Annotated in this window: 17 protein-coding genes; all 17 read left to right on the top strand. The window is 55.1% G+C overall.

Features of this window, described 5'->3' with window-relative positions; all coding sequences use genetic code 11:
* Nucleotides 1-4 precede the first annotated feature (4 nt).
* A complete protein-coding gene (locus tag ACFY9W_RS02155; RefSeq protein ID WP_391125114.1) occupies nt 5-2,425 on the top strand; it encodes a glycosyltransferase in 2,421 nt (806 codons plus the stop codon).
* Nucleotides 2,426-2,749 (top strand): hypothetical protein, encoded by a 324-nt coding sequence (locus ACFY9W_RS02150; protein WP_391125111.1) that lies wholly within the window; start codon nt 2,426-2,428, stop codon nt 2,747-2,749. It begins immediately after the preceding gene.
* Complete coding sequence (locus ACFY9W_RS02145; RefSeq protein WP_391125108.1) at nt 2,746-3,786, top strand: tetratricopeptide repeat protein; 1,041 nt, start codon at nt 2,746-2,748, stop codon at nt 3,784-3,786. Before ACFY9W_RS02150 ends, ACFY9W_RS02145 begins: the two co-directional genes overlap by 4 nt.
* Entirely contained in the window at nt 3,786-5,306 is a 1,521-nt protein-coding gene (locus tag ACFY9W_RS02140; protein ID WP_391125105.1) for a hypothetical protein, read from the top strand. Before ACFY9W_RS02145 ends, ACFY9W_RS02140 begins: the two co-directional genes overlap by 1 nt.
* Before the next feature lie 248 nt (nt 5,307-5,554).
* Nucleotides 5,555-6,718 (top strand): methyltransferase FkbM, encoded by a 1,164-nt coding sequence (locus ACFY9W_RS02135; protein WP_391125102.1) that lies wholly within the window; start codon nt 5,555-5,557, stop codon nt 6,716-6,718.
* A gap of 14 nt (nt 6,719-6,732) precedes the next feature.
* Nucleotides 6,733-7,854: a non-hydrolyzing UDP-N-acetylglucosamine 2-epimerase gene (gene wecB / locus ACFY9W_RS02130; RefSeq protein WP_391125099.1), complete on the top strand. Its 1,122-nt coding sequence runs from the start codon at nt 6,733-6,735 to the stop codon at nt 7,852-7,854.
* A gap of 67 nt (nt 7,855-7,921) precedes the next feature.
* On the top strand, nt 7,922-9,202 hold the full coding sequence (wecC, locus tag ACFY9W_RS02125) for a UDP-N-acetyl-D-mannosamine dehydrogenase (RefSeq protein WP_391125096.1): 1,281 nt from the start codon (nt 7,922-7,924) through the stop codon (nt 9,200-9,202).
* A 28-nt stretch (nt 9,203-9,230) separates the two neighbouring features.
* The gene (locus tag ACFY9W_RS02120) at nt 9,231-11,189 is read left to right on the top strand and encodes a glycosyltransferase (RefSeq protein ID WP_391125093.1); all 1,959 of its coding nucleotides are present in this window, start codon (nt 9,231-9,233) and stop codon (nt 11,187-11,189) included.
* Between the two features lie 4 nt (nt 11,190-11,193).
* Nucleotides 11,194-12,039 carry an ATP-grasp fold amidoligase family protein gene (locus ACFY9W_RS02115; protein ID WP_391125090.1) on the top strand — a complete coding sequence of 282 codons (846 nt, stop codon included), beginning with the start codon at nt 11,194-11,196 and terminating at the stop codon, nt 12,037-12,039.
* Between the two features lie 201 nt (nt 12,040-12,240).
* On the top strand, nt 12,241-16,287 hold the full coding sequence (locus tag ACFY9W_RS02110; protein ID WP_391125087.1) for a glycosyltransferase: 4,047 nt from the start codon (nt 12,241-12,243) through the stop codon (nt 16,285-16,287).
* A gap of 164 nt (nt 16,288-16,451) precedes the next feature.
* Nucleotides 16,452-17,618: a nucleotide sugar dehydrogenase gene (locus ACFY9W_RS02105; protein WP_391125084.1), complete on the top strand. Its 1,167-nt coding sequence runs from the start codon at nt 16,452-16,454 to the stop codon at nt 17,616-17,618.
* 40 nt (nt 17,619-17,658) lie between these two features.
* On the top strand, nt 17,659-19,038 hold the full coding sequence (locus tag ACFY9W_RS02100; protein ID WP_391125081.1) for a hypothetical protein: 1,380 nt from the start codon (nt 17,659-17,661) through the stop codon (nt 19,036-19,038).
* Complete coding sequence (locus tag ACFY9W_RS02095; RefSeq protein ID WP_391125078.1) at nt 19,031-22,369, top strand: glycosyltransferase; 3,339 nt, start codon at nt 19,031-19,033, stop codon at nt 22,367-22,369. The genes ACFY9W_RS02100 and ACFY9W_RS02095 overlap by 8 nt, the downstream gene beginning before the upstream one ends.
* Complete coding sequence (rfbB, locus tag ACFY9W_RS02090) at nt 22,366-23,466, top strand: dTDP-glucose 4,6-dehydratase (protein WP_391125075.1); 1,101 nt, start codon at nt 22,366-22,368, stop codon at nt 23,464-23,466. Before ACFY9W_RS02095 ends, rfbB begins: the two co-directional genes overlap by 4 nt.
* A complete protein-coding gene (gene rfbD, locus ACFY9W_RS02085; RefSeq protein WP_391125072.1) occupies nt 23,463-24,368 on the top strand; it encodes a dTDP-4-dehydrorhamnose reductase in 906 nt (301 codons plus the stop codon). Before rfbB ends, rfbD begins: the two co-directional genes overlap by 4 nt.
* A gap of 9 nt (nt 24,369-24,377) precedes the next feature.
* Complete coding sequence (gene rfbA, locus ACFY9W_RS02080; RefSeq protein ID WP_391125069.1) at nt 24,378-25,259, top strand: glucose-1-phosphate thymidylyltransferase RfbA; 882 nt, start codon at nt 24,378-24,380, stop codon at nt 25,257-25,259.
* The gene (gene rfbC, locus ACFY9W_RS02075; protein WP_391125066.1) at nt 25,259-25,807 is read left to right on the top strand and encodes a dTDP-4-dehydrorhamnose 3,5-epimerase; all 549 of its coding nucleotides are present in this window, start codon (nt 25,259-25,261) and stop codon (nt 25,805-25,807) included. Before rfbA ends, rfbC begins: the two co-directional genes overlap by 1 nt.
* Nucleotides 25,808-25,829 lie beyond the last annotated feature (22 nt).

Here is a 25,829-nt window from a genome sequence, read left to right as displayed (position 1 = left end):
CCTGATGCCCCACGCAGCCCTTGATACGCCCCAGGCGGGCGACCCTATCGTCAGCCCCGCCACTGCAACCGGTGCCATCACCGGCCTGCAGGGCGACGTATTACAGGGCTGGGCATTCGATGCCACGCAACCTGAGCAACGCTTGATCGTTGAGGTACTCATCGACGGCGCTAGCGTAGCAATTGCCCGCGCCGACCAATACGAACCCGGCGCTCCTGAGGGCGACGAATTCCACGGCTTTGCGGTGCAACTACGCCAAAGCTGGCTGGAAGAAGCCCGCTCGATCACAGCCCAAATCGCTAATACCGGCTTGCCGCTTCAAGGTCAGGTGCAAATCCCCGCCGCGCCAGCGCCGGATACGTCAGCCATTGCTGCACAGGTTTGGCATACAGGCGGCCTACGTTTGAGCGGCTGGGCATGGGACCCCAAAGCACCCCGACGGCACGTTCAAATCAGCGTACGCGAAGGCGGCAGTGAGATCGCGCAAGCAACGTGCGACCAACATCACCAGGCGCTGGCCTACCGAGCCAGCGCCGACCACGGCTTCTCCCTCGACCTGCCCTGGGAACTTGCCGATGGTGAGCTGCATGTGCTGGAGGTGGTGAATGACCTTGGCCAGCCACTACCAGGCAGCCCGGTGCGCTTGCGTTGCCTGCCGGAGGGCCTGGAAGGGCTGCTTCAACAGTTACCCGTTGCCAAGGGCGACCATACCCTGGCCCTGCTGAGCGGCATCGCCAAAGAGCAGGCTTTGCGCCTACCCAAAAGCGCAGGCTGGCATCTGTACCCACAGTGGTTTGACGCTTTTCAGCGCCTGGACAACGCACCGCCCCCCGCCTTGGAAGGTACTCTCGGCATACTGTTGATCAGTGACGGTGACAACACCCTCGAGCAGGCCAGCCTGGCAAGCCTGGGTGCTGACCGAGCCAGCGTGCACGCCTTGGCAACCACGCCACCGCAAACGCTCACCCCTGGGCTGCGGCAGTTGCTCGAGGCGGGCTGTGATCGCATCCTTCCGCTGGTTGCAGGGGACAGGTTGGCAGCGCATGCGCTCAGCCACCTCAGCACCCTGCTGGACGACTGTAGTGCCTGGGGTTACGCCGACTGCGACCGGGATGGCCCACAAGGCGAACGCAGCTTCCCCTGGTTCAAACCCACATGGGACATTGACCTGTTCATCGGCGCCGACATCTTCACGCCAGGCGCAATATTTGGCAAAGAGGTTATTGAGCAAGCGATGGCGCTGCTACCTGCCGGGCCGGACGCACAGGCCTGCAACTGGCACGATCTGAGCTCAGCGGTTGCGCTCGCCACGCAGCGCAACCAACTGTGCGTAAGTCATTTGCCCCGCGTGCTGTACCACCGCGCCCACCATGCAGCCGCCAGCCCCGAGCAGGCAGCACCCTGCGCCGAACGCCAACAGGCTATTGGCTGGCTGTGCGAACAGTTGGCAGCTGGTGCAACCGTGAGCACGGTAGACCATTACCCGGCATTGCTGCGGGCCCACTGGCCACTCCCCGTTGTACTGCCCCGCGTCAGTCTGATCGTGCCAACGCGTGACCAATACAAACTTCTGTCCGCGTGCATGGAAGGCCTACTCAACGATACCGATTACCCAAATCTCGAACTCATTGTCGTGGATAACCAATCCACAGACCCGCAAACGCTGGATTACCTGACTGCATTAAGTGAGCGCGGCGTCACAGTGCTCCGCCATCCTTTCCCATTCAATTACTCGACCATCAATAACCGCGCAGCACAGCTGGCGACGGGTGACGTGATCGGCCTGGTGAACAATGATATCGAAATCATTGACAGCGGCTGGCTGAAAGAAATGGTGGCGCAACTTCTGCGGCCGAACGTAGGCGCAGTGGGGGCAAAATTACTGTGGCCCAACCGCATGGTTCAGCACGGCGGTGTAGTAGTAGGCATCAATGGCCTGGCCGCCCATAGCGGCAATACGCTAGCAGAAGAAGACCCGGGATATTTGGGCCTCAATCAGCTAACGCGTCGCCAAAGTGCAGTCACGGCAGCCTGCATGCTCATGCACAAAGCAGTGTTCGACGAAGTGGGTGGACTTGATGAGCTCACATTCCCGGTGGCATTCAACGATGTCGACCTCTGCCTGAGAATTAAACAATCAGGGCTGCATCTGGTGTGGAGCGCATTTGCACAACTGATCCACGCGGAATCAGCGAGCCGCGGCAAAGATTTGGCGCCTGAAAAGCGCGCACGGGCTCAACGCGAACAGCAAAAATTCATTGAGCGCTGGACGCTTGGCCACTACAATGACCCGTTTTATAACCCAGCGTTGGCCTTGGATTATTTGACCGGGCCATACGGTGGATTAGCAATGCCTGTTAGCAGTTTTGCTACACGCAAGCACCCTCAGCCTGCCAATAGGTTGCGGGAAGAAAGGAATCAATAGATGTACGGCATGGATGGCAATGCCCAAACCATTTCACGTCTGATTACAGTGCTGGCGATTTTGCCCCCCGCACTGCGTTATGCCGTGTCTGGCGCTTTGTTATTCCAATCAGTTTCAAGATTAGCTCGGTTTTGCGGTATGGCAACAAAAATTTATTGCCTGATTAACCCCACGGTAAATAAGCACTTTATTACCTCCGAGCCAGGCATCGACAAATATGCACGGTCGCTGCCCCACCGCATGCGCGCGCTACGGCGGCACTGCCATGACCTGGTGCGGCCCGCAAACCTCCACTCGTACTCAATTGCAGACCAAACGCCATGAACTCCCTCTCTGCACCGGCAGCATCAAGCACCGAAGTCAACGGCCATTTCGATTACATTCTTGACGACCGCGCTTTCGGCTGGGCGTTTGCTCCTGCTCACCCACAAAAACGGCTGACCATTGAAATCATCGCCAATGGTGAAGTCGTTGCCCAAGGCCTTGCGCAGCAGTTTCGTGAGGACCTGCAAACTGCCGGGATAGGCGATGGTTGCTATATGTTCGATTTGCAACTGTCCCACGAATTGTTCGACGGGCAGTTACATAGCCTGACCGCACGCGTTGCAGACACGGGCGGCATTCTCGGCGGCGAACCCATCGCCTTCGGCCCGGAGCGACGCGAACCCAGCCACCCTCAGATACCGCGGGCGCTTGGCCTGAGCATGCTGACCGAACTGATGAAGCAAGCCAACTACAGCCGCTTCGCTGGCAACCTGCGCAACTTCGCACAGGCCTATCGGCTTGCCTCACGCCTGCAAGAAACCGGCGAGGTTGCTGAGGCTCAAAGTGCATGGGCCACCATCAACGGTGCACTCGGCGAAAACCCGCTCAGCTACTGCAAGCTGGGTGAATGCCTGATGTTGCTGGGCAATGCGGGCGAGGCCTTGGCCGCCTTCCGCGTAGCAGCCGGTTGCGACCTGCGCCTGCACTGGGCGCACCTGGGCATGGCCAACAGCTTGTTCGCCCTGGGCCAGTTCGAACAGGCCGAAGAGGCCCTGCAGGTGGCCATTGCCCTGCAACCCCAAGACGCCGCGCTGGCCAAGCGCCTGAAGTTCATGCAAGACCACGGCCTGCCGCAGCGTGTTGACCTGCTGCTTGGGCAACAGCAGCGCGAAGCAGCCATCGCCCTGCTGAAATCGTTCCTGCTCAAGCGCCCGGACAGCACCCAGGCCTGCGCCTTGCTGGGTGACCTGCTGTGCGAGCCCAGTGACAACACCCTGCCTGGCATGACGCAACTGCATGAACTGCGCAAGGCACAGTGCATTCTTGAAGCCCTGCTGGACGATGTCGAAACCCGGCTGGACGAGGCCATCGAGTAATGAAAAAGCTGCTGCGCCACATTCATGAACACAGCGCTGACGGGCTGGACACCAGCCTGATCGTGGGTGCCGGTACCGGCAGCCAGCTTGGCGACTGGCGCCAACTGGGTTGCCGTCAGTTGCTGCTGGCCGAGGCCCATCCACGCCTGGCGGAGGAACTGGGCCGTCGCTTGCGCCATGATCAGGGCGAACACCTGCTTGCCGTAGCCGTTACCGGCGACGAACAGCTGGTGGCAACGCTGCAAGCGCTGAACAATCTGGCCTACAGCAGCCTCAACCAGGCAGCCGACCTGTTTACCTACTACCCCAACCTGCGCCGCGATGAAGCATTGCAGGTGCCAGCGCGCAGCCTTGAAGCGATCGTGGCCGAAAAGGCCCTGGACGGCCGGCACCCCCACGCATTGCTCATTGCCGCACCGGGGCAGGCATTGCAGTTACTTCAAGCTACCCAGGCAGCCACACTGCACACCTTCAGCTGGGTAATTATCGAATGCAGCAGTGAGCCGCTGTACCAAAATGATGCCAGTGCCAGCGAGATCATCGCCTGGATGGACAGCATTGGCTTCGAGCTGGTCACCGATAACCCGGACGCCATTTTCCCGCAAAGCCAGCTGCTGTTCGAACGCAACGCTACGCGCCTGGCACAGCACCGCCTGCACAGCGAAGTTGCACAGCTGCGCTCGCAGTCTTCGTCTGCTGCTCAAAACAGCCAGCAGCAGCTAGAGGAGCTGGAGCAGCAACTGCAGCAACGCGACGAAACCCTGCTCGAACTGACCGGGCTGGCCAGCGAGCAAAAGCAACAGCTCGATGAGCTGGCAGGCGAGAACGCCCGGCTATTCTCTGCGTGCGAAGCAATGGAAGCCCAACAAGGCGAGCTGCACCAGGCGCTGCAAGAACAGGTCGGCAAAGCTAACGCCCAGCAGGCGCAAGTTGATGCAATTGGCATTGAGCGCGACCAGCTTGCCAGCGCTTGCGAAGCGCTACGGCAACAGCATGCAGCGTTGACTACAGCTTACGAACAGCAAGCCAGCCAGATAGACGACCTGCGAGCAGAGCTTGCCACACTGACTAGCCGCAACAGCGAACTGGCCCTGATCAACGAAGCGCTGGAGAACCAACGGGCCGAGCTGGCGGGTGCCTGCCAGACGCAGGCCCAACTGGCAGACGAACGCCAGGCCCGCGCTGACGCGCTCGGCACCACGGCCAGCGAGCTTGCAGGTGAACGCGATGCCTTGGCCAAGGACAACGCCAGGCTCACCGAAACCTGCCAGGCGCAAACCAGATCGGCTGGTGAATACAAGGCGTACCTGGACAAGGTCAGCGAACAGCGTGACCAGTTGCAGAAGGCGCTGGCAGAGCATAAGGATACGCTCGAAGTCAATCAGGGTTATGTGCACACGCTTGAACGCGAAGCGGTCGAGTATCAGCATCGGCAGCGCTTGCTGGAAGAAGAACTGGTCAAGAGCGAAGCCCAGCTCGAATTGATCAAAGATCTGCTTCTGCGCGAGCCAGGGCTCTGACAATGGGCTTGCCAATGTTTACAGCCATTGCCAACTGGCTGCGTCTTCGCAAGGCCCCACCTGCCAAGCAACCGCCCGCTGCCGAGCCGGTTGCTCTGGAAGATGCCGATGAAAGCCTGAATGCTCAGTTGGTCCCCTATGACGAAAACCTGCTTGAGCGCAGCCGCACGCAATGGCAATTCGGGGACTGGCAAAGCCTTGCCAAGCTGCAACGTGAAACCTTGCAGCATCACCCGGACCGCGCCAAGTTGGCGCTGCTGGCTGCCGGCGCCCACCAGCAACTGGGCAACATGACCGCCGCGCGCCAGTTCACCCGCCTGGCCCAGGACTGGGGTTGCAGCAAGAAGCTGATCAGCCAGGTGCTGATTGCCGGCGTGCACAACACTCTGGGCCGCGCCACGGCCATTGCTGGCCGCTCGCAACAGGCGCTGGGGCACTTCCAGAACGCCGTGAAAATTGCCCCACCCGGCGCAGATGTACGCCTGCTGGTACAAGCCCGCGTGCGCGAGGAACTGGGCCAGCTTGGGCTGCCAGCCCTGGAAGCCCAGCCAAAGCCAGGCACAAGCGCCATCCGCCCCGCCACCGAGAAAAGCGCCGTTCAGAAGCTGTCCGAAGATTTGCAGAAACAGCACGCAACCTTGAGCGAACAGATAAAGCAGCAGAATGCCGAAATGATCAAAGTGCGCCAGTCTCTGGAGCGCACGGTGAAGTCCGAGATGCTCAATGCTGCACAGCAGCTGGAGGCATTCATGGGCGTTCAGAACTATCTGAATCACGGCGAGCATTTGCCAAGCATGCACGGCTGGCCAATCAGCCCGGACTTTGCGCTGTACCTGGTCGAATTAATCGACGCCAATGATTATGACCTGGTCCTCGAGTTTGGCTCTGGCACTTCAACCGTAGTCATTGCCAAAGCGTTGGCGAGAATTGCTCGCCAGCAACACGGCAAGCCCGCCACCGTGCAGGTGGCATTCGAACACCTGGAGCAGTACCACGCGCAAACGCAGGCGAACTTGCAACATGCAGGGTTGCTGGATGCCGTGCATTTGGAGCTCGCGCCCTTGGCCGACTTCAAGGCACTCAACGGCAGCACATACTCATATTACAGCTGCCACGCTGCCCTCCATGAATTGGCTGAGCAGCTAAGTTCAGATATTAAAATACTAATTATAGTCGACGGCCCACCTGCATCAATCGGAAAACATGCGCGATATCCTGCTGTGCCTTCGGTACTTGCGGGCTTCAAAGGTGCGCACATCGACATCTTGCTCGACGACTACATCCGTGAAGATGAAAAGGAAATCGTCCAGCTATGGCTGAAAGACATCGAAGTTGAGGGCCTGACTGCTCAGATGTCTACTCGCAAAATGGAAAAAGACGCTTGTCTTATCTCCATCCCCCATAAGGTGTAAACGAGCATAATCTCATGAAAATCCTAACAGTATTCGGCACTCGCCCCGAAGCAATCAAGATGGCCCCCCTTGCGCTTGCACTCGCAGCAGATGAGCGCTTCGATGCGAGAGTATGCGTAACTGGGCAGCACAGAGAGATGCTTGACCAAGTCCTGGAATTGTTCGAAATCAAGCCAGATTTTGATCTCAATATCATGAAGCCAGGCCAGGACCTGACTGATGTAAGCACTTCGATTTTGCAGGGCATGAAAAGCGTCTTCCAGGACTTCAGGCCTGATATGGTCCTGGTGCATGGCGACACGGCAACTACTTTTGCTACGACCCTGGCTGCCTACTACCACCAAATACCTGTTGGCCATGTTGAAGCTGGGCTGCGCACCGGTAATCTGTATTCCCCATGGCCCGAAGAGGGTAACCGCAAGCTGACAGGAGCATTGGCTAACATTCATTTCGCCCCCACCGAAGACTCGCGAGCGAATTTGCTGCGTGAGGGGGTTGCTGATGCTTCGATAGTCGTCACCGGCAACACAGTGATCGATGCGCTTTTAGACGTTGTAAATCGCCTGAAAAACGATGAGGTGCTGTATAAAAAAGCCTCAGCGCCTTCTAGTTTCCTGGATCCGTCTCGCAAGCTGATTTTGGTTACCGGGCACCGTCGCGAAAGTTTTGGAAGCGGGTTTGAACGCATCTGCCAGGCGCTGCTGGAAGTTGCCAAACAGCACCCAGAAGTTGATATCGTCTACCCAGTCCATTTGAACCCTAACGTAAGAGAACCTGTCAATCGCCTGCTATCAGGCATCAACAACGTTCACCTGATTGAGCCGATGGACTATCTGCCTTTCGTTCATCTGATGACCCGCTCACATATCATTCTTACTGATTCAGGCGGTATTCAAGAAGAAGCGCCATCTTTGGGCAAGCCTGTTCTAGTAATGCGGGACACCACCGAACGGCCTGAAGCCGTTGCTGCTGGCACCGTAAAATTGGTAGGCAGCAATGTGGAAAATATTGTTCGTGAACTGAACCGTCTTCTGTCGGACCACGACGCCTATAAAGCCATGAGCTTTGCTCACAATCCATATGGCGACGGCACTGCTTGCCAAAGAATTATTCAAGCGCTGCTGCAGAACGCTTAATCCTATAGCCCTTGCGTGCATGCTCGATAACTTTTCGAGCATGCAGCACACAATGTCAGGAAAGACCATGCCAAACTCTAAATACTCCTTTCAAACGATTTCTATGATTGGCCTCGGCTATATCGGCCTTCCGACCGCAACCCTTTTTGCTTCGCGCAAGAAAAAAGTGATTGGTGTCGATGTTTCTAAACACGCAGTGAATACCATCAACAGTGGCAAGATTCACATTGTAGAGCCAGAACTCGATATCTTGGTACACGCGGCTGTTACTGAAGGTTATCTACGTGCCACACTGACCCCTGAGCCTGCGGATGCATTTTTGATCGCAGTTCCTACCCCGTTCCAAGACGGCCATAAGCCTGACCTGAGCTATATTGAGTCAGCTAGTAAAGCTATTGCGCCAGTATTGAAAAAGGGAGACTTGGTAATTCTAGAGTCCACGTCTCCTGTTGGTGCAACTGAACAGATGGCGGCATGGCTGTCCGAAGTACGCCCAGATCTGAGCTTCCCACAGCAGGCCGGAGAAGACGCCGATGTACAGGTTGCCCATTGCCCGGAGCGTGTACTCCCCGGCAAAGTGGTTCATGAATTGGTATCAAATGATCGCGTAATTGGCGGCATGAGTGCCAAGGCTAGCAAAATGGCGGTTGAGCTTTATAGAACCTTCGTAGAAGGTGAGTGCATTATTACCAATGCGCGTACGGCTGAGATGTGCAAACTTACTGAAAACAGCTTTCGGGATGTGAACATCGCGTTTGCCAATGAGCTTTCAATAATTTGCGAAAAACTGGAAATCAACGTTTGGGAACTGATTGCATTAGCCAACCACCACCCGCGTGTTAATATTTTGCAGCCTGGCGTAGGCGTTGGCGGACACTGCATCGCGGTGGACCCTTGGTTTATTGTAGACACTGCCCCCGAAGAGTCACGGCTTATTCGCACCGCTCGTGAGGTTAACGATTTCAAGCCTGAGTGGGTTCACGAAAAAGTTAAGGCCCGCATCACAGAGGCTATGTCCAAGAAACCAGGCAGTACGCTACGAGATATTAAAGTGGCATGCTTGGGCTTGGCGTTCAAGCCTGACATTGACGACCTCCGGGAAAGCCCAGCGGTAAAAGCAACCATGCAACTCGCTGAGCTTGGATGCCAAGTGCTTGCCGTAGAACCAAACATTGAGCAACTACCGAGCAAAATCTTCAAAGAAAACTTAACTCTAACCTCCCTAGAACATGCGCTCGATTCAGCTGATGTGATCTGCATCCTAGTGAAACACCGTCAATTTTCGGAGGAAGTCGATTCAATTCGACGCCACCAATTTAGTATTGATGCCGTTGGTATTTTCGCATAACCAGCCCTCCTAAAATACGGTAAGTAACATGCAACTCAAAAGCAAACCACAACCCTTTACCTCCAAAGCAAAGTTGGCTGCAACGGAATACTCCAACGGAAATTATAAGCTTGCCCTTGAGACATACAGATTGCTGGCAAGCACCATTGGTGAAAAGTTCTTCCAAGCCAACATAACTTTGTGTGAACAGCGCCTGAACAATAGCCTGATCAGCAAAATTTCGGCCAACCAAAACCCACTAACCTCTAGCAGCACGATTAAGGACATCGCCAAAGGATTGAAACCCTCAGGAGGTCGACTCAAATCTATTTATATAATGGACGAGATCTCCGAGGAATGCTGGCGCCATGAAATGACCGGATTCCCGATCAACAGAAATGGCTACGCCGAGCAGATCATGAAGTCCACCGCCGACTTCTGCTTTTTAGAAAGTTGTTGGAAAGGCAATCGCGGTCGTTGGGAGTACGCTTTCACGTCACCAGGATTGACGCATTCCAATGCGCAGGCACTGCTTGATCTTATTCCGAAAGCGAAGAGTCGCATGCCTGTCGTTTTCTGGAATAAAGAAGACCCCATGCATTATGATCGCTATCTTCCGATAGCCAAACATGCAGACATTATTTTCACCACCGACTCCAATAAAGTATCAGATTACAAGCGTGATGTACCTGATGCAAAAGTGTACGCTGTGCCATTTGCTGCGCAGCAAAAAATTTGCAACCCTTCAAATAGATTTCGCAAAAAGCCAGAAAGTGTATGCTTCGCCGGTTCTTATTATGGGGTTGGCCATGATGAACGAAAACGACAGATGGATGCTCTCCTTCCCTCCATCGTTGACTTCAACGGGGCGATTTATGATCGCATGTCCAAAATAGACAGTGATCGTTATAAATTCCCACCTCAATACACTCCCTTTATTAGAGAGGCCGTGCCTTTTGCAGAAGTAGTTAAGCTGTATAAGCGCTTCAAAGTATTTTTGAACGTTAACACTATTATCGACTCGCCTACAATGATGTCTCGAAGGGTTTATGAGCTTCTTGCATGTGGCACCCCAGTAGTTTCGACGCCATCCAAAGCTATCGAAGAACAGTTCCCTGGCATCGTCCACATCGCCAAAGATGCTGAAGAAGCCAAAGCAGTTATTGAAAAGCTGCTAAACGATGAGCACCACTGGGAAAAAACTTCGCACTTAGGTTATCGCGAAGTTATGACTAAGCACACCTACACTCACAGATTAAAAGACATTCAAAACGCATTGGGCATCACCAGCGAAACCGCCATACCGCTTGTAAGCATCATTACATGCACACGACGCCCAAACATGATTGACCGCATTGTCGAAAATATGACGCGACAAAGTCACCCTAATTGCGAGTTAGTTCTAGTACTGCAAGACTTCAGCACAACTGAAAAAGAAGAACTGATTAACAAGCTAAAGCGGAGATCTTCGACACTCAAACGCATTGAAGTCATCATCAATGACAGCCCTGACATTACGCTCGGCGAACGATTCAATCACGCAGTCACGTTGGCGAAGGGCGACTATATTGCAAAAATGGATGATGACGACTTTTATTTTAAAAACTACCTGTCTGACATGCTAATACCATTTACATTTGGCAACTACGGCATGGTAGGAAAAAAAGAACTTTACATGTACCTTTCAGAGTCCCGACAATTGGTAAAACGATTCTCAGGCATGAAACATCAAGAAGTTGATTTTGTAGCAGGCCCGACATTTGTTATAAAACGAGCCGTATTTGACGCCATTAAATTCCAGCCTACTAATACAGGCGAAGATAGCTCATTTATTAAAGCACTTTTAGCATCTGGCTCAAAAATCTACGCCTCAGACTCATTCAATTTTGTACAATTCCGAGGAAAGAGTACGAATCACACTTGGCAGATCTCTGACGAAGAGATTCTGAGCGGCAAACAAACTCAATTTATAACAAAAGGCGACTACCAGTCTATCGTTGAGGTCTAAGCTGATGATTTGCACATACTTTACGGATTTTATCCAAGCCCATACAGAGCGGAGCGATAAAAACAGATTTTTCATCGACAAGCTCACTACAAGAGAAGTACTTACATCCGCAGGCCTCCACACACCGAGCCAAATTTCGAAGTTTGACTCTATTGAAGCAGTCATATTCGACGAGCTTCCTGACCCAGTAGCCTTGAAGCTAACCAATTTATCCTCTAAGGCCGGCATTTATCTCCTTTATCGTGTGAAGGGTGGCTATTTCGAACAGCTCTCCAACAAGCTGATGACCGAATCAGAAATTGTGGCCGACATCCGCAGACTCTGTAAGGGACATAAAAGCCCGCTAATCGCTGAGGAGTTAGTAATTGGGGAAAACGGCCCTCTCAAAATACCGTTCGACTACAAAATATATACATTCAACGGCAATCCTGAGTTTATTTTACAAATTGATCGAAACCCCAAAATTGACGAGATTTGTTTTTTCGATGGGAATTTCGAAGTAATTACAGACTCACGAGCCACAACAACAGGTGAATTTACAAAACTGGGAGCCCCAGCTAAACCCAGGAACTATCTCGACATGTTAGAAGCTGCTAAAAAGGCATCCAAAGAAATCGATCGCCCTTTTATCAGTGTCGACATGTATACAACCGGCACTGACGTTTATATTGGTGAACTCACACCAACTCCTGGCGGCCCATACTTCGGAAGTATTTTCAAGTTTTCTGAAGACTTCGACCTTTACTTAGGAGGCATTATGATTGACGGCTACAAGCGTAGAGAATGGGAAATTCCGGAGATTGAGACTCCACCTCCGGCGCGTAGCAACAGGACTCTAAAGCCAAACTAACCAATCGCGAGCGAGGTGAACTTACATGCTATCATGGGTAATGCAAATTTTTCCTCGCTCTTGCGCCTCACTAACGAAACAACTAAATCCGCACATACTCGCAATATTCGGTATGTCATTACCAGCCTCACCAAAGCGGTTAGACCTTTTAGAGTCCTTATCTGACCTCTTCAGACATAAAATATTTGCGATCTAACCAACTTGAATATATTACTCATTTCCGACGATTTTACTACCACAGCACTCACAGAAGCTTGCGAGCGGGTTACCCACCTCACCCCAGACTCTTACCGGGTAGAGGTTCCACGCAGCAATGCCGACTTCTTATTCGTGGAATCAGCATGGCAAGGGCTAGACAACACCTGGCATAGAAAACTATCACCACCATCTTTGGAAATTTTGGAATGTGTAAGCCTGTGCAAAGAATTTAACATTCCAACCGTCTTTTGGAACAAAGAAGACCCGGTTCACTTTGGGACCTTCTTGCCATTAGTTCGATACTTCGACCATGTTTTCACTACAGATATCGATTGCATACCACGCTATAAGAAAGCACTAGGGCATGATCGAGTATCCTTGCTTCCATTTGCTGTGCAACCCACCGTGCACAATCCTATTTCTTCCATGGCTAGAAAAAACGCATTCTGCTTTGCGGGCTCATGGTATCAACGCTACCCCGAACGCCAAAGAGAATTCAACTCGCTAGTTCAGGCCATATCAGACATAGGTCGACTAGACATTTATGATCGCAATTATAACAACAACAAAGCCGACACTAAATTCCCAACTGAATACACCCATCTAATCAAGGGGTTTTTACCGTTCGATCAGATCGACGTAGCTTACAAGGGCTATCGATTCGCCCTAAACATAAACACCGTAACGCAATCGCAAAGCATGTTTGCACGACGAGTTTACGAACTCATGTGCAGCAACAGCATAGTGGTCAGCAATCCCTCCAAAGGACTAAATCTATTCTTTGGAGATTTGGTTATCTCAGACCCTGACAAGGCCGAACTTAAAAACAAGATATCTTCAGCGTGGCGTGACGAAACAAGTTATCGGAAACAACGTTTGATGGCGCTTCGCAGCGTCTTAAAAGAGCACACATACGAGCATCGACTACAGTACATCAAATCTCGAATCAACGGTGAACGCTGGCAGCCCGCCCAATCTGAAGTGTTAGTTTTCACAGTAGTGCGAACCCTTGATTCAGAATGCGCAGCCATTGAAAACATCAAACGCCAGCAGCATCCTTGCCGCTCATTAATCCTCCGTGTGTATGAAAGCGATGACACACGTACAACTGAGCCGCACGCTTCTCGAATCAGCATATATACTAATAAATCTGATTTCATAACTGCATTTCAAACCGCCATAACTAAGCACTCTTGGCTGACTTATTTTTCCAGCGATGACTACTATGGCCCCAATTACCTAACGGATCTTTCTCTCGCAACTCAGTTTATTCAAGCTGATACGATTGGTAAAAAAACCCATTTCTCAGCAGAAAAAGATACCTGCATACTCAACGAAGATGGAGAGCAATATAGCCTCGTCGATAAATTACTAGCGCGCTCATCAATAATGCTTTCTTCAAAATTGCCAGCAGGATGGCTGGAAGAGCAGATTGATGACTTAGATGGCGCAACAGTTGACTGGTCTATTTCCTCGCTGGCTACCGATGAGTTTCAATACTGCCGCAACGGCTACCACTTAAGCCTTTCGCAAGTCACCGAATTCACGGGTGATATACCGCTTAACACAGGATTATCTTTAGCCGAAGATATCCTACCAATTGCTGAGCGCCTTACCGCCGCTGACTATTGCGACCCCTCAGTATCAATTAAGGCTGTACAAATAACTGGCGACGTGCTTTACAGCTGGCTTAAAACTCGGCTACCTGAAAAAATCGAACTCGAACTCCAAGGCGATAGCTTAATACTCACATCGCACCTCGACGACGATGCAACTGCTACGCTTTACGCTGCGCAGCGCTTTAGCCGCAGCGAATTAAACTTATTGTCCAACAATCAGATTCGCCTAATTTTACAGCACGACCTACCCGAAATTAAGACAGTCTTCGAGTTCGAAAACGCTAGCAGAGTTGGTATTGGGCACAGCATAAATAGTGCAGGCGCGGCATACTCATTTATTATTCCTGATGAATGCCATTATATCCGTATAGCGTTACAGCTGAAGGGCTCCGGCACTGCGAACATCCAAAACCTTGTATTAGGTAAAACCACCGACCCCTCAGCCGTTTCAATTGAAAAATGCACGACCCCACTCAAGCCTCTCAAACAGAAGCACGCCAAAACCTTCCTGCGATCAGGAGCCTCAAAAATGTCGCTAACCAATCGTGCCCAGGCGGCATTTAATGCTGGACAGTATGCGTTAGCAATTGAACTTTATACTTGCGCGATTCTTGAACAGCCAGAACTTGCCCGCCTTTATCAATTCAACCTAAATATCGCCCACAAAAAACTTGGCACTTCCAAAAACACTGCACACGAAGCCGAATCAGTATCAACATCGCCTCATCAAACACCCCCTGGCAATAACGCTGACTTGTCATTCATACCACTCGAGGAAATCTACAGACGTATCGCCGAAGCTTCACCAAACTCATTGCCATTATCAGGCTCTCCTACGCCCTTAGTTTCGGTCCTAATGACAACCAGCAATGATGCCGAACTAATAGAAGAAGCAGTAAGCTCAGTACTTCGCCAGAGCTGGGAAAACCTAGAGCTAATTATTGTAGACGACTTCAGCTCAGATGACACATGGCCAATATTGCAGCGACTACAGAGAACAGTCGGCAATCTCTTTTGCCATCGATTAAATACTTGCCTCGGCAAGGGCTTTGCAAGAAACCTTGCCATACAGAAATCTCATGGCAACTACTTATTCTTTCAATCAGGAAATGAACTTTCTCATCCAGAGCGCATTCGCCTGAGCATGCATCACCTGCTAAAAACAGAGGTTGCCGCTGTGGTGGAAAACCGTCTGGATATTCTCATACCATCAAACCAAGTCGTCAGGTCTGAGCTGCCCCCCCCCTCACCAGCACCGACGCTTGCCCTTAAGCGCTTGGTGTTTGAGCGCACTGGCTATTTGGACTACTATGAAAATTCACTTCAGAGCGAATTCAATTCGCGCTTGCACGCTTGGATAGCCACTGAGGGTTACTCGATCACTGAAATGGAGCACTCACTTGTCTACAATACGAGTATAGGGGATAAAATCCCACTAACTGCACCCTTTTCAGACGCAGGATATTCCCCCGATAATGGCTTGACTCACAACGCTGTTTACCACGAGGCGTTTACTCACCTACATCAACAACTCGGGATAGAACGCCTTAGCGAATTCTTCCGCTTCCCGGTCATTCGTGACCTGATCCCCGTTCCACCGGCGCTTAGCAGCCTCGCCAACCCCACCCAACCCGTGGTCGTTAGTCTGTGCTCCATCCCAGAACGCGCCGAGTTGCTGCGCCAGGTACTCGCTAGCCTCGCGCCTCAGGTAGACGCGTTGCATATCTACCTGGACCGCTATGATTCGATCCCAGACTTCGTCCGTAATTGTCACCCCCAGGTAACGGTGTACCTGTCCAAAGACCACCCGGGTCTGCGCGACAACGGCAAGTTCCTGGCGTTTTCCGCCCTTGCAGAAGACTGCTACTACTTCACCGCGGATGACGACATCGTCTATCCCCCTGACTACGTTGCCAGCATGGTACGTCGCATCGAAGACTACGAGCGTCAGGCGGTCATCGGTGTGCATGGGGTACTACTGCCAGAGCAGGCAGATGGTTACTTCACATCCTTCCGCAAGGTGCACATGTTCAAAAAGGAACTGGAACGGGATGCGCTGGTGAACAACCTGGGCACTGGCACCGTAGCGTTCCACTCGGGCCTGTTGCGTGGGCTGGACCTTACCCATTTCGGTACTCCGGGCATGGCAGACCTGCACCTGTCGGTATTCTGTAAGCAACGCGATATTCCGATGATTGCCCTGGCCCGTCCCGAGGACTGGCTGCAGGAACTGCCCTCGCCCAATACCAGCCTGTACAATGAGTTCCGGCAAGCGGACGACCAGCAGTCGGCACTTATCCGTGCCCATAAACCTTGGGGTTATGCGGCCATAAGCAAGGCTGTTGCCGGGGCCTCGATGCGGGCAACCAAGCCAGATACAGGCGAACGCCTGCAACGGTTGATACCCCTGTTGCATGCTTGCCTGAAATAGCCCAGGCAGCAACGCACCGAGTTGGCACTTCGCAGGGCCGGCTGACAAGCCGGCCCGCTTCCATTATCTGCGGTTGAGTACGCCTAGGCGCGCAAGGGAACGCACAATATGAACATCACCTCTCCCCGGTGCCTGCCACGGCCCGCTGCCTGGGTATGCAGAGCATGAAAATCACAGCCGTCGGCATGGGCTACGTAGGCCTTGCCAATGCCGCCCTGCTCGCTCAACACGTGCACGTAGTAACACTGGACCGCGACCCGGCCAAGGTAGACGCCATCAACCAGCGGCGCTCGCCCATTGTCGACCCGTTGCTTGAAGACTATCTGCTTAACAAGCCGCTCAACCTACAAGCAACGCTCGATGGCGCAGAGGCTTACGCCGATGCGGCCTTTGTCGTCATCGCCACACCCACCGACTATGACGTTGAAAGCGGCCGTTTTGATACCTGCTCCGTCGAGTCGGTCATCCGCGATGTGCGCGCAGTGAATCCGGCGGCCACATTGGTGATCAAGTCCACAGTGCCCGTCGGGTTTACCGAGCGCATGCGGCGGTTGTTCGGTTATGACGACATCATTTTTGCGCCTGAATTTCTGCGTGAAGGCCAGGCGCTCTACGACAACCTGTACCCTTCGCGCATCGTGGTTGGCGGGCACACCGCAGGGGCCAAGCTATTCGCCGAACTGATGCAGCACTGCGCGATCAAGAAAGACGTGCCGGTACTGCATACCGGCGCTACCGAAGCCGAGGCGATCAAGCTGTTCGCCAACACCTACCTGGCCATGCGCGTAGCGTACTTCAACGAACTGGACAGCTACGCCGAAAGCCACGGCCTGGATACCCGCCAGATCATCGAAGGCGTCGGGCTGGACCCGCGGATTGGCAACCACTACAACAACCCCTCCTTCGGCTACGGCGGCTATTGCCTGCCCAAGGACACCAAGCAATTGCTGGCCAACTACAGCGACGTGCCGCAAACCCTCATTCGGGCAATCGTCGACTCCAACCGTACCCGTAAAGACTTCATCGCCGAGGCCATTCTCAAGCGCCAGCCGCGGCGAGTGGGTATCTATCGATTGATCATGAAAGCCGGCTCGGACAATTTCCGCACCTCGTCCATTCAAGGCATCATGAAGCGCCTGAAGGCCAAGGGGGTGGAGGTGGTGGTCTATGAGCCGGTGCTCAAAACTGCGACCTTTTTCAACTCTCCGGTCCTGACTGACCTTGAAGAGTTCAAGCGCAGCTGCGATGTCGTTGTAGCCAATCGGCTTACCGATGAAATCAACGATATACTCGACAAAATTTATACCCGCGACCTGTACAGCAAGGACTGAGCGCGGCCATGACATGGCTACCGTTTTTATGGAGACATTGATGCAAACCCTACTCTCCGGCCTGAGTGAACAGGCCAGCCGCGCGTATGTAGGCGCCTCATTTGACGACGCATTTTCGATTCAGTGGAAACCCGCTGCACAGTTCATGGCCGGCGTCGACTTCACCCACGCTTCGGGGGCACACCAGCGCGTGTGGCTGTACCGCGCACCTTGGTCCTGGTTGGCCGACGGTGCCACCGTCGATGTCGCGGCGGCACTGCACCAGTGGCAGGCCGAGCAACGCGCGGTGCTGCAACTGCGACGCACGCTGCGTCAACGGCTGACTCTGGTGAACATCGACAGGGTGACGCCGCAAGCGTTGTTCGAGCGCCTGGGCCTGGCTTATAACGACCAGCCAGTGCAGCTGTTTGCCGACCCATTGGCGGCAACACTGGCCGGCGTCTTCGAGCAGATGGCGCCGGAAAGCTGGACCCTGTATGAAGCGTTGGAAGCTGCAGCATGGCTGCCAAACGGTGAACCGGAGTTCCGCTCCAATCGCCCACTGCCAACTACAACAGGCTTGATCGAACTGCTGGACCTTATTCATGCCGGCCGGCAATTGCCCAACGCTCAACTGCAGTTGCATGAACGGGAAAGGGCTATCACCAGCCTGCGTCGTGAAACCGAGCAAGCGCGCAATGCCCAGCAAAGCCGCCACGATGAGCGCGAGCAGGTACTGTCGCAGCTGCATCGCGCACAGCAAGCGCTGGCGGATCGTGAAGCAGAAAGCCAGCTACTCAGGGACCAACACGGCAGCCTGCAGCAACAGCTGGCCCAGGCGCTTACGGACAAGCAGCAGGCTACCCAGGCTATAAGCGCTGCCAGCGCGGGCTCCAAGCCACTGGCTGAGGAAAACCAGCTGCTGCTGGCTCAACTGCATAACGTGCAGGAAGAGCTGGAAAAGCGCCATCAGGCCAGCCAGTCACTGGAGCAGCAGGTAGCAGCCCTGAAGCTGGAAGTAGCACAGGCTCGCGCTACGCAACAAAAAGCCCGACAGGTGCATACCGACCATAGCGTTGCACAGCGCTACAAGGAAGAAAGCGAACTGCTGCTGGCCCAGTTGCACGAAGTGCAGGAAGAGCTGGAAAAGCGCCACCTGGAAAGCCAGGGTTTCAACGACAAGTACGCCAAGCTGAAGAAAGAGCTGGACCAGACCCTCGCCGCGCAACAGCAGTCCGGCGTGGACCTGGCTGGTGCTACAGCCAATGCTCAGGCGCTGGGTGAAGAGAACGAGCTGTTGCTCTCACAACTGCACCTGGTTCAGGAAGAGCTGGAGAACTACTACCTGGCCAATCGCGAAATTCTCGCGGCCATGGACCAATCCAACCACACGCTGCACCGTGCCCGTAAAGTGATCAGCCGGGTGGCTGCCAATGTCTAATCCCCAGGCTGCAAGCCCGTACAACAGCGTGGTCGACCCCCAGTGGTACGTAGCGACTTATCCAGATGTAGCGGCTGCGGGGGTAGACCCGCAACAGCACTATGAACAGCATGGTGCGGCTGAGGGCCGCTTGCCCCGGTATCTGCAGGCCTTTCGCCTGGAGTCGGCCCTTTGGGGCGGATTCAGCGGGTTGGCGTTGCCCGAGCTCAGTGCCCTGCAGGCACACACCGAGGACCGTGAGGAGCACGCCTACGCTTCCTGGGCCCTGGCCCGCTGGCATGCCAGTGCCTCGCAATGGCCGAGCGCACTGCCATACATCGACGCCCTTGCACAGCCACTGCCACCTTACATCGGCACCCTTGGCCCAATATTGCTAAGGGCCGAGGTGCTGCTACGCAATGGCCAGCAGTCGCTTGCGCAAGCCTGCATCGCCGAGGCTATCGCAGCAAAAGGCCTGCAAGCCGACTTGTGCCTGGCAGCCGCCAATGTGTCGCTGGCCACCAAGGGCACCCAGCACCAGCCGCAAGCCGCCCTGCGCCTTTTCTGGCTTAACCGTGCACTTGCCGCTGCCGACCTGGCACCGGTTGCCCTGCGCAACCCCGCGGCTGCGCTGACTCTGGATAACCTTCAGGCCGCGTCTGCAGCGAAGGTTCCGCCCCAGGCCCAGCCCAAGATCAGCGTGATCATGCCGGCGTTCAACGCCGAGGCATTCATTGAAACCGCCCTGCACAGCCTGCTGGCTCAAAGCTGGAGCAACCTGGAAATTTTGGTTGTCGATGACTGCAGCAGCGATGCCACGGTCGAGCGTGTTTCTGAGCTGGCCCGCGAAGACGCGCGCATCGTGCTGCTACAGCAACCGGTAAACCGCGGTGCTTACGCGGCGCGCAATACAGCGTTGAAACATGCGACCGGCACGTTCGTGGTCAACCATGACAGCGACGACTGGTCCCACCCTCAGCGCCTGGAGCTCATGGCCACTCCATTGCTGCAGAACCCGGGCCTGGTCGGTACCCTGGCTGAGTGGGTCAGGGCCGATACCGAGCTGCACTTCCAATGCTGGCGCATGGAAAACAGCCTGATCGAACCGAGCGTTTCCACCATCATGATGCGCTGCGATGCCGTGCGCGAACTTGGCGGCTGGGATGAGGTGCGTGTCGCGGCCGACCATGAGCTGCGCCAGCGCCTGCAACGTCGCCATGGCGACGAGGCACTGCTTTACCTGCTGCCTGGGGTGCCGCTGGTGATTGCCCGTCACCTGCCACAGTCGCTGACCATGGCTTCCGGCACGCATCTGCGCTCGACGTTCTTCGGCCTGCGCCAGCTGTACAGCGCTCTGGCCGATACCTGGCATGCAATGGCAGAAGATGCGGCTGACCTGCGCTTGCCTGAAAGCGGTGGTGAACGCGCCTTCCCGGCACCCGCACCGATGCTGCGTACGTCATCTGCCCAGGCCAGCTACGACTGGCTGTTGATCAGCGACCTTGGCGAAACAGCGCGCAGCGCCAAGGCCCTGCGCGTGATACTGGAAAGGTTGCAAGGGCAAGGTGAACGTGTTGCCTTGCTGCATTGGCCAGACTATCAGCGCCCCGAACCGGTGGGCCCCTACATACTTCGCAAGGCCGTCCTCGGTGCGGTGGACATCGTGCTGGCCGAGCAGCCACTGGTCGCCCAGCGTGTGGTGGTCGTAGGGCGTCATCTGTTGGCCTCCCCATTGGATCAAGTACCGGTCCTTCAAAGCTTGCAAAGCTGCCAGGTAGTGGACTCCGTACGTGAAGCCAAGCTGCTGGCAATTGCACCAGTAGCTCAGGACCGTCCGCCAAGCGAAGAGCAGCACCCGGTAGCCGAGCACCCCGCCCCTGCTAATGCCTTGGCGGACGGTCCTGAGCCGCTCGAGCCGGCCCCGGTGCAAGATAACGCCACAGGGCTACCAGCCTTGTTCGACGCAGCCTGGTACCTGCAACGTTACCCCGATGTAGCAAACGCCGGCATCAGCCCTTGGGAACACTATGTTGCCAACGGTTTTGCCGAAGGCCGCGAGCCGGGCCCGAACTTCAATACAGCCTGGTATCTGGAACAGTGCATAGAGGCCCGCGACAGTGGCCTGCCGCCGCTGGTGCATTACGAACAGGTCGGTCGCCAGGCAGGTTACAACCCCACCCACCCTACTTTCACGGGTAGCCAGGCGAATCGTCCGGGCAGGCCAACCGTGTTGCTGTGCGCCCACGCGGCCGATGTGCAACTCTTTGGTGCCGAACGCAGCCTGCTGGATGTACTCGATGCCTGCAACGCCCTGCGACTCAACGTGTTGGTCAGCGTGCCATGCGTTGCCAACATGGCCTATATCGATGACTTGCGCGCCCGCTCGCTGTTCGTCGCTTGTATTCCAACTCGACCATGGGCAGCCAGTACAGCGCCATGCCCGCTGGCAGTGGAACGCTTCCGCACGCTGATCCGTGACCATTCGGTAGAGTTGGTCCAGGCCAACACCCTGATGCTGCGCGAGCCATTGTTGGCTGCACGCAATGAAAACGTACCGGCAGTGCTGCATGCACACGAGTCCCCGGCCCATGACCCGGCACTCTGCGCCGCGATCGGCCTTGCTGCGCCACAGGTTGTGGAGCAAGCCCTGGAACGCGCCGATCACGTACTGGCCAACTCAGCCTTTACTGCGCAGCACCTGTCGAAGCCAGGGGCCACGCACGTGGTGAGCAACATCATTGACCTGAAGGCATTCGACCTTCCTAACGTCATTGACAACAAGCGTGTCACGGCCGCGTTGATCAGCAGCAACTTGCCGAAAAAAGGTATCCAGGACCTGCTGCAGTTGGCCTGCGACACCGTAAGAGACACGCCTAACCTTCAGTTGTTGCTGATTGGGCCAGATAGCCCAAGTGTTTCCGCCCTGAGAACACTGCAAGCGCGCGGCCAACTGCCGGCCAACTTCAGCCTGTTGCCCTACGCAACCAGCCCGCAAACTGCCATTTCTCAAGCTAACATTGTGCTCAACCTGTCGCACTGCCAGGAAACCTTTGGCCGTACGCTGCTCGAAGGCATGGCCGCCAGCCGCCCAGTACTGGCTTACCGCTGGGGGGCGCTGCCCGAATTGGTTGATGAAGGTGTCAATGGCCACACCTTCGAGCACGGTGACACCAAAGCGATTGCCAACAGGCTGCGCCAGCTCTGCCGGAACCCGAAAAAAATTCGCACGCTGGGAGCTGCCGGGCGCAAACGTGCCAAGCAGTACAATTTGAAGCGCTTGTGCAAGCAGCTGGGCGAGGCCTATACGTCGATCCTTGACTATCCCCTGCTGCAGACAGAGGAACTGACATGATTCTAGTCACAGGCGGAGCCGGCTTCATCGGCTCCAACTTCGTGCTGCAATGGTGTGGGAAAAGTGGCGAAGAGGTGCTGAACCTCGATGCCCTGACCTATGCTGGCAACCTGGCCAACCTGCAATCGCTGGAAGGCCACCACCAGCATCGGTTCATTCAAGGCAACATTTGCGACGCCGACCTGCTTGCACGGCTGTTCGCCGAGCATCGCCCACGGGCAGTGGTGCACTTTGCCGCCGAGTCTCACGTTGACCGATCCATTGCAGGCCCCGAAGCATTTGTTGAAACCAACGTGGTTGGCACCTTCCGCTTGCTGGAAGCGGCCCGGGCCTACTGGAACCAACTGGAGGGGGAAGCCAAGGCAGGCTTTCGCTTCCTGCATGTTTCTACCGATGAGGTCTATGGCACGCTGGGTAGCGACGAACCGGCGTTCACCGAGGCCACCGCATACGCCCCGAACAGCCCCTATTCGGCTAGCAAGGCCGCCAGCGATCATTTGGTGCGTTCGTACTTCCATACCTATGGCATGCCAGTACTGACCACCAATTGCTCCAACAACTACGGGCCGTTCCACTTCCCGGAAAAGTTGATTCCGCTGATGATCGTGAATGCTCTGGCCGGCAAGGCATTGCCTGTGTACGGGGATGGCCTGCAGATTCGCGACTGGCTCTACGTCGAAGACCACTGCGCCGGTATCCGCCGCGTGCTGGAAGCCGGTGCCTGTGGGGAAACCTACAACATCGGTGGCTGGAATGAGAAAGCCAACATCGACATCGTTCGCACACTGTGCACATTGCTCGATGAAATGGCGCCCGCCAGCGAGCGGGATGTCATCAACGTGAACACCGGTGAATCTGTCAGACAGTATGCAGAGCTGATTACCTATGTCACAGACCGCCCCGGCCATGACCGCCGCTACGCCATCGATGCACGCAAGATCGAGCGAGAGCTTGGCTGGCGGCCCGCAGAAACATTCGACACGGGTATCCGCAAGACGGTGCAGTGGTATCTGGACAACCAGCAATGGGTAGCTGGCGTCATCGATGGCAGCTACCGCGACTGGGTAGCGCAGCAATATGGTTCTGTTGAATCTTGAAAATTTTGCTATTGGGTAAAAATGGCCAGGTAGGCTGGGAGCTGCAGCGCTCACTCGCACCGCTTGGTCATGTAACGGCGTTGGACCGTAATGGTTGTCCGGGATTGTGCGGCGACCTCACAGACCTGGACGCCATCGCGGCGACGATACGGGCATTGAGGCCGGACATTATCGTCAACGCTGCCGCTTACACCGCGGTTGACGGCGCAGAGAACGAGGCACAACTGGCCAGGCGCATCAACGCCGACGCGCCTGGAGTACTGGCGCAGCAGGCGGCGGCTATCGGCGCCTGGCTGATCCACTACTCCACCGATTATGTGTTCGATGGCAGCGGGTCATTACCCTGGTCGGAAGACGCACCAACCCACCCACTTTCGGTTTACGGTTGTACCAAACGTGACGGCGAAGCAGCTGTCCTGGCTAGCGGTACTCGCGCTCTGATTTTCCGTACCAGCTGGGTATACGCGGCACGCGGTCAGAACTTCGCCAAGACCATGTTGCGATTGGCTACGGAGCGCGAGGCATTGAATGTTGTCGCCGATCAGTTTGGTGCACCCACCGGGGCGGAGCTGATCGCCGATGTAACAGCTCATGTCATGAGCCAGATTTCCACGCGGGACGATGCCCGCGAGCTTGCCGGTATCTATCACTTGGCAGCCGCAGGTGAGACAAACTGGCATGGCTATGCACAGTTCGTACTCGAGCATGCCGGCCGTCAAGGTTGGCCGTTAAAAGTTGCGGCTGAGCAGATTGGTGCGATCCGAACCGAAGATTATCCATTACCGGCGGCGAGGCCACGCAACTCGCGTTTGAATTTGGATAAACTCGAAAAAGCCTTCAACCTCAAGATGCCACCTTGGCAACTCGGTGTGCAACGCATGCTGGACGAGATCCAGCGATAAGGACTGCAAATGGCGCGTAAAGGAATTATTCTCGCGGGTGGTTCAGGCACTCGTCTGCACCCCGCTACCCTGTCAGTATCGAAGCAGCTGTTGCCGGTATATGACAAACCCATGATCTACTACCCGCTCAGCACGCTGTTGCTGGCCGGCATTCGGGATATCCTGATTATCTCAACCCCGCAAGACACACCCCGTTTCGAGCAACTGCTGGGGGACGGCGGCCAATGGGGCCTGAACCTGACCTACGCTGTACAGCCAAGCCCGGACGGCCTTGCCCAGGCGTTCACCATCGGGGCCGACTTCATTGGCGACGACTGTTGTGCACTGGTACTGGGTGACAATATCTTTTATGGCCACGACTTCCAGGCTCTGCTGTTGAATGCACACAGCCGTCAGCATGGGGCTTCGGTATTTGCCTATCACGTGCATGACCCGGAACGCTATGGTGTCGCAGAGTTCGACAGCACCGGTCGCGTCCTTTCAATCGAAGAAAAGCCCAAAGCGCCCAAGTCGAGCTATGCCGTCACCGGGCTATATTTCTACGATAATCAGGTAGTCAACCTTGCCCGGCAACTCAAGCCTTCTGGCCGAGGAGAACTTGAGATTACCGACCTGAACAACTTGTACCTGCAGCAAGATCAGTTGCAAGTTGAAATCATGGGTCGCGGCTACGCATGGTTGGACACAGGTACTCACGACAGCCTGCTCGATGCAAGCCAATACATTGCCACCATGGAGCGTCGCCAGGGCCTGAAAATAGCCTGCCCTGAAGAAATCGCCTATCGCGCGGGATGGATTGATGCTGAACAAGTAGAGCGGTTGGCGCAGCCCCTGTTGAAAAACGGCTACGGGCAGTACTTACGTAATCTTCTTCAAGTCAAGGTTTTCTAATGCAGGCGGAACCTCTTGCCATCCCCGACGTGCTGCTACTTACCCCAAAGGTATTTGGCGACGACCGGGGTTTCTTCTACGAAAGCTTCAACGCCCGTGTCTTTGATGAAGTGGTTGGCCTGCAGGCCGACTTCGTCCAGGACAATCACTCCCGTTCGACAAAGGGCGTGCTACGCGGCTTGCATTACCAACTAACTCCCCATGCTCAAGGTAAACTGGTCCGCGTTGTGCATGGCGAGGTATTCGACGTAGCGGTAGACATTCGCCGCTCCTCCCCTACCTTCGGCAAATGGGTAGGCGCAGTGCTTTCGGCCGAAAACAAGCGTCAGCTGTGGATCCCTGCTGGCTTCGCTCACGGTTTTGTCACGCTGAGCGAGACAGCCGATTTCCTGTACAAGACCACTGGCTTCTATGCTGCGCAGAGCGAGCGATGCATTGCCTGGAACGACCCACAGATAGGTATTGAATGGCCGCATGACCTAGCGCCGCTGCTTTCCGCCAAGGACCAACTGGGCGTGGCTCTGAGCCACGCTGAGCTCTTTGCCTGAAGGAACTCGACTATTTTCCGCC

The sequence above is a fragment of the Pseudomonas sp. NPDC008258 genome, from assembly GCF_042956345.1.
Classification (GTDB): Bacteria; Pseudomonadota; Gammaproteobacteria; order Pseudomonadales; family Pseudomonadaceae; genus Aquipseudomonas.
This window is presented reverse-complemented; position numbering and strand designations above follow the sequence as displayed.

Coding starts and splice junctions, on each gene's coding strand:
- ACFY9W_RS02100 (WP_391125081.1), top strand. CDS start 17,659: ATGCAAACCCTACTCTCCGGCCTGAGTGAACAGGCCAGCCGCGCGTAT.
- ACFY9W_RS02095 (WP_391125078.1), top strand. CDS start 19,031: ATGTCTAATCCCCAGGCTGCAAGCCCGTACAACAGCGTGGTCGACCCC.
- ACFY9W_RS02150 (WP_391125111.1), top strand. CDS start 2,426: ATGTACGGCATGGATGGCAATGCCCAAACCATTTCACGTCTGATTACA.
- ACFY9W_RS02140 (WP_391125105.1), top strand. CDS start 3,786: ATGAAAAAGCTGCTGCGCCACATTCATGAACACAGCGCTGACGGGCTG.
- ACFY9W_RS02155 (WP_391125114.1), top strand. CDS start 5: ATGCCCCACGCAGCCCTTGATACGCCCCAGGCGGGCGACCCTATCGTC.
- ACFY9W_RS02115 (WP_391125090.1), top strand. CDS start 11,194: ATGATTTGCACATACTTTACGGATTTTATCCAAGCCCATACAGAGCGG.
- ACFY9W_RS02105 (WP_391125084.1), top strand. CDS start 16,452: ATGAAAATCACAGCCGTCGGCATGGGCTACGTAGGCCTTGCCAATGCC.
- wecB (WP_391125099.1), top strand. CDS start 6,733: ATGAAAATCCTAACAGTATTCGGCACTCGCCCCGAAGCAATCAAGATG.
- rfbC (WP_391125066.1), top strand. CDS start 25,259: ATGCAGGCGGAACCTCTTGCCATCCCCGACGTGCTGCTACTTACCCCA.
- wecC (WP_391125096.1), top strand. CDS start 7,922: ATGCCAAACTCTAAATACTCCTTTCAAACGATTTCTATGATTGGCCTC.
- rfbB (WP_391125075.1), top strand. CDS start 22,366: ATGATTCTAGTCACAGGCGGAGCCGGCTTCATCGGCTCCAACTTCGTG.
- ACFY9W_RS02120 (WP_391125093.1), top strand. CDS start 9,231: ATGCAACTCAAAAGCAAACCACAACCCTTTACCTCCAAAGCAAAGTTG.
- rfbA (WP_391125069.1), top strand. CDS start 24,378: ATGGCGCGTAAAGGAATTATTCTCGCGGGTGGTTCAGGCACTCGTCTG.
- ACFY9W_RS02145 (WP_391125108.1), top strand. CDS start 2,746: ATGAACTCCCTCTCTGCACCGGCAGCATCAAGCACCGAAGTCAACGGC.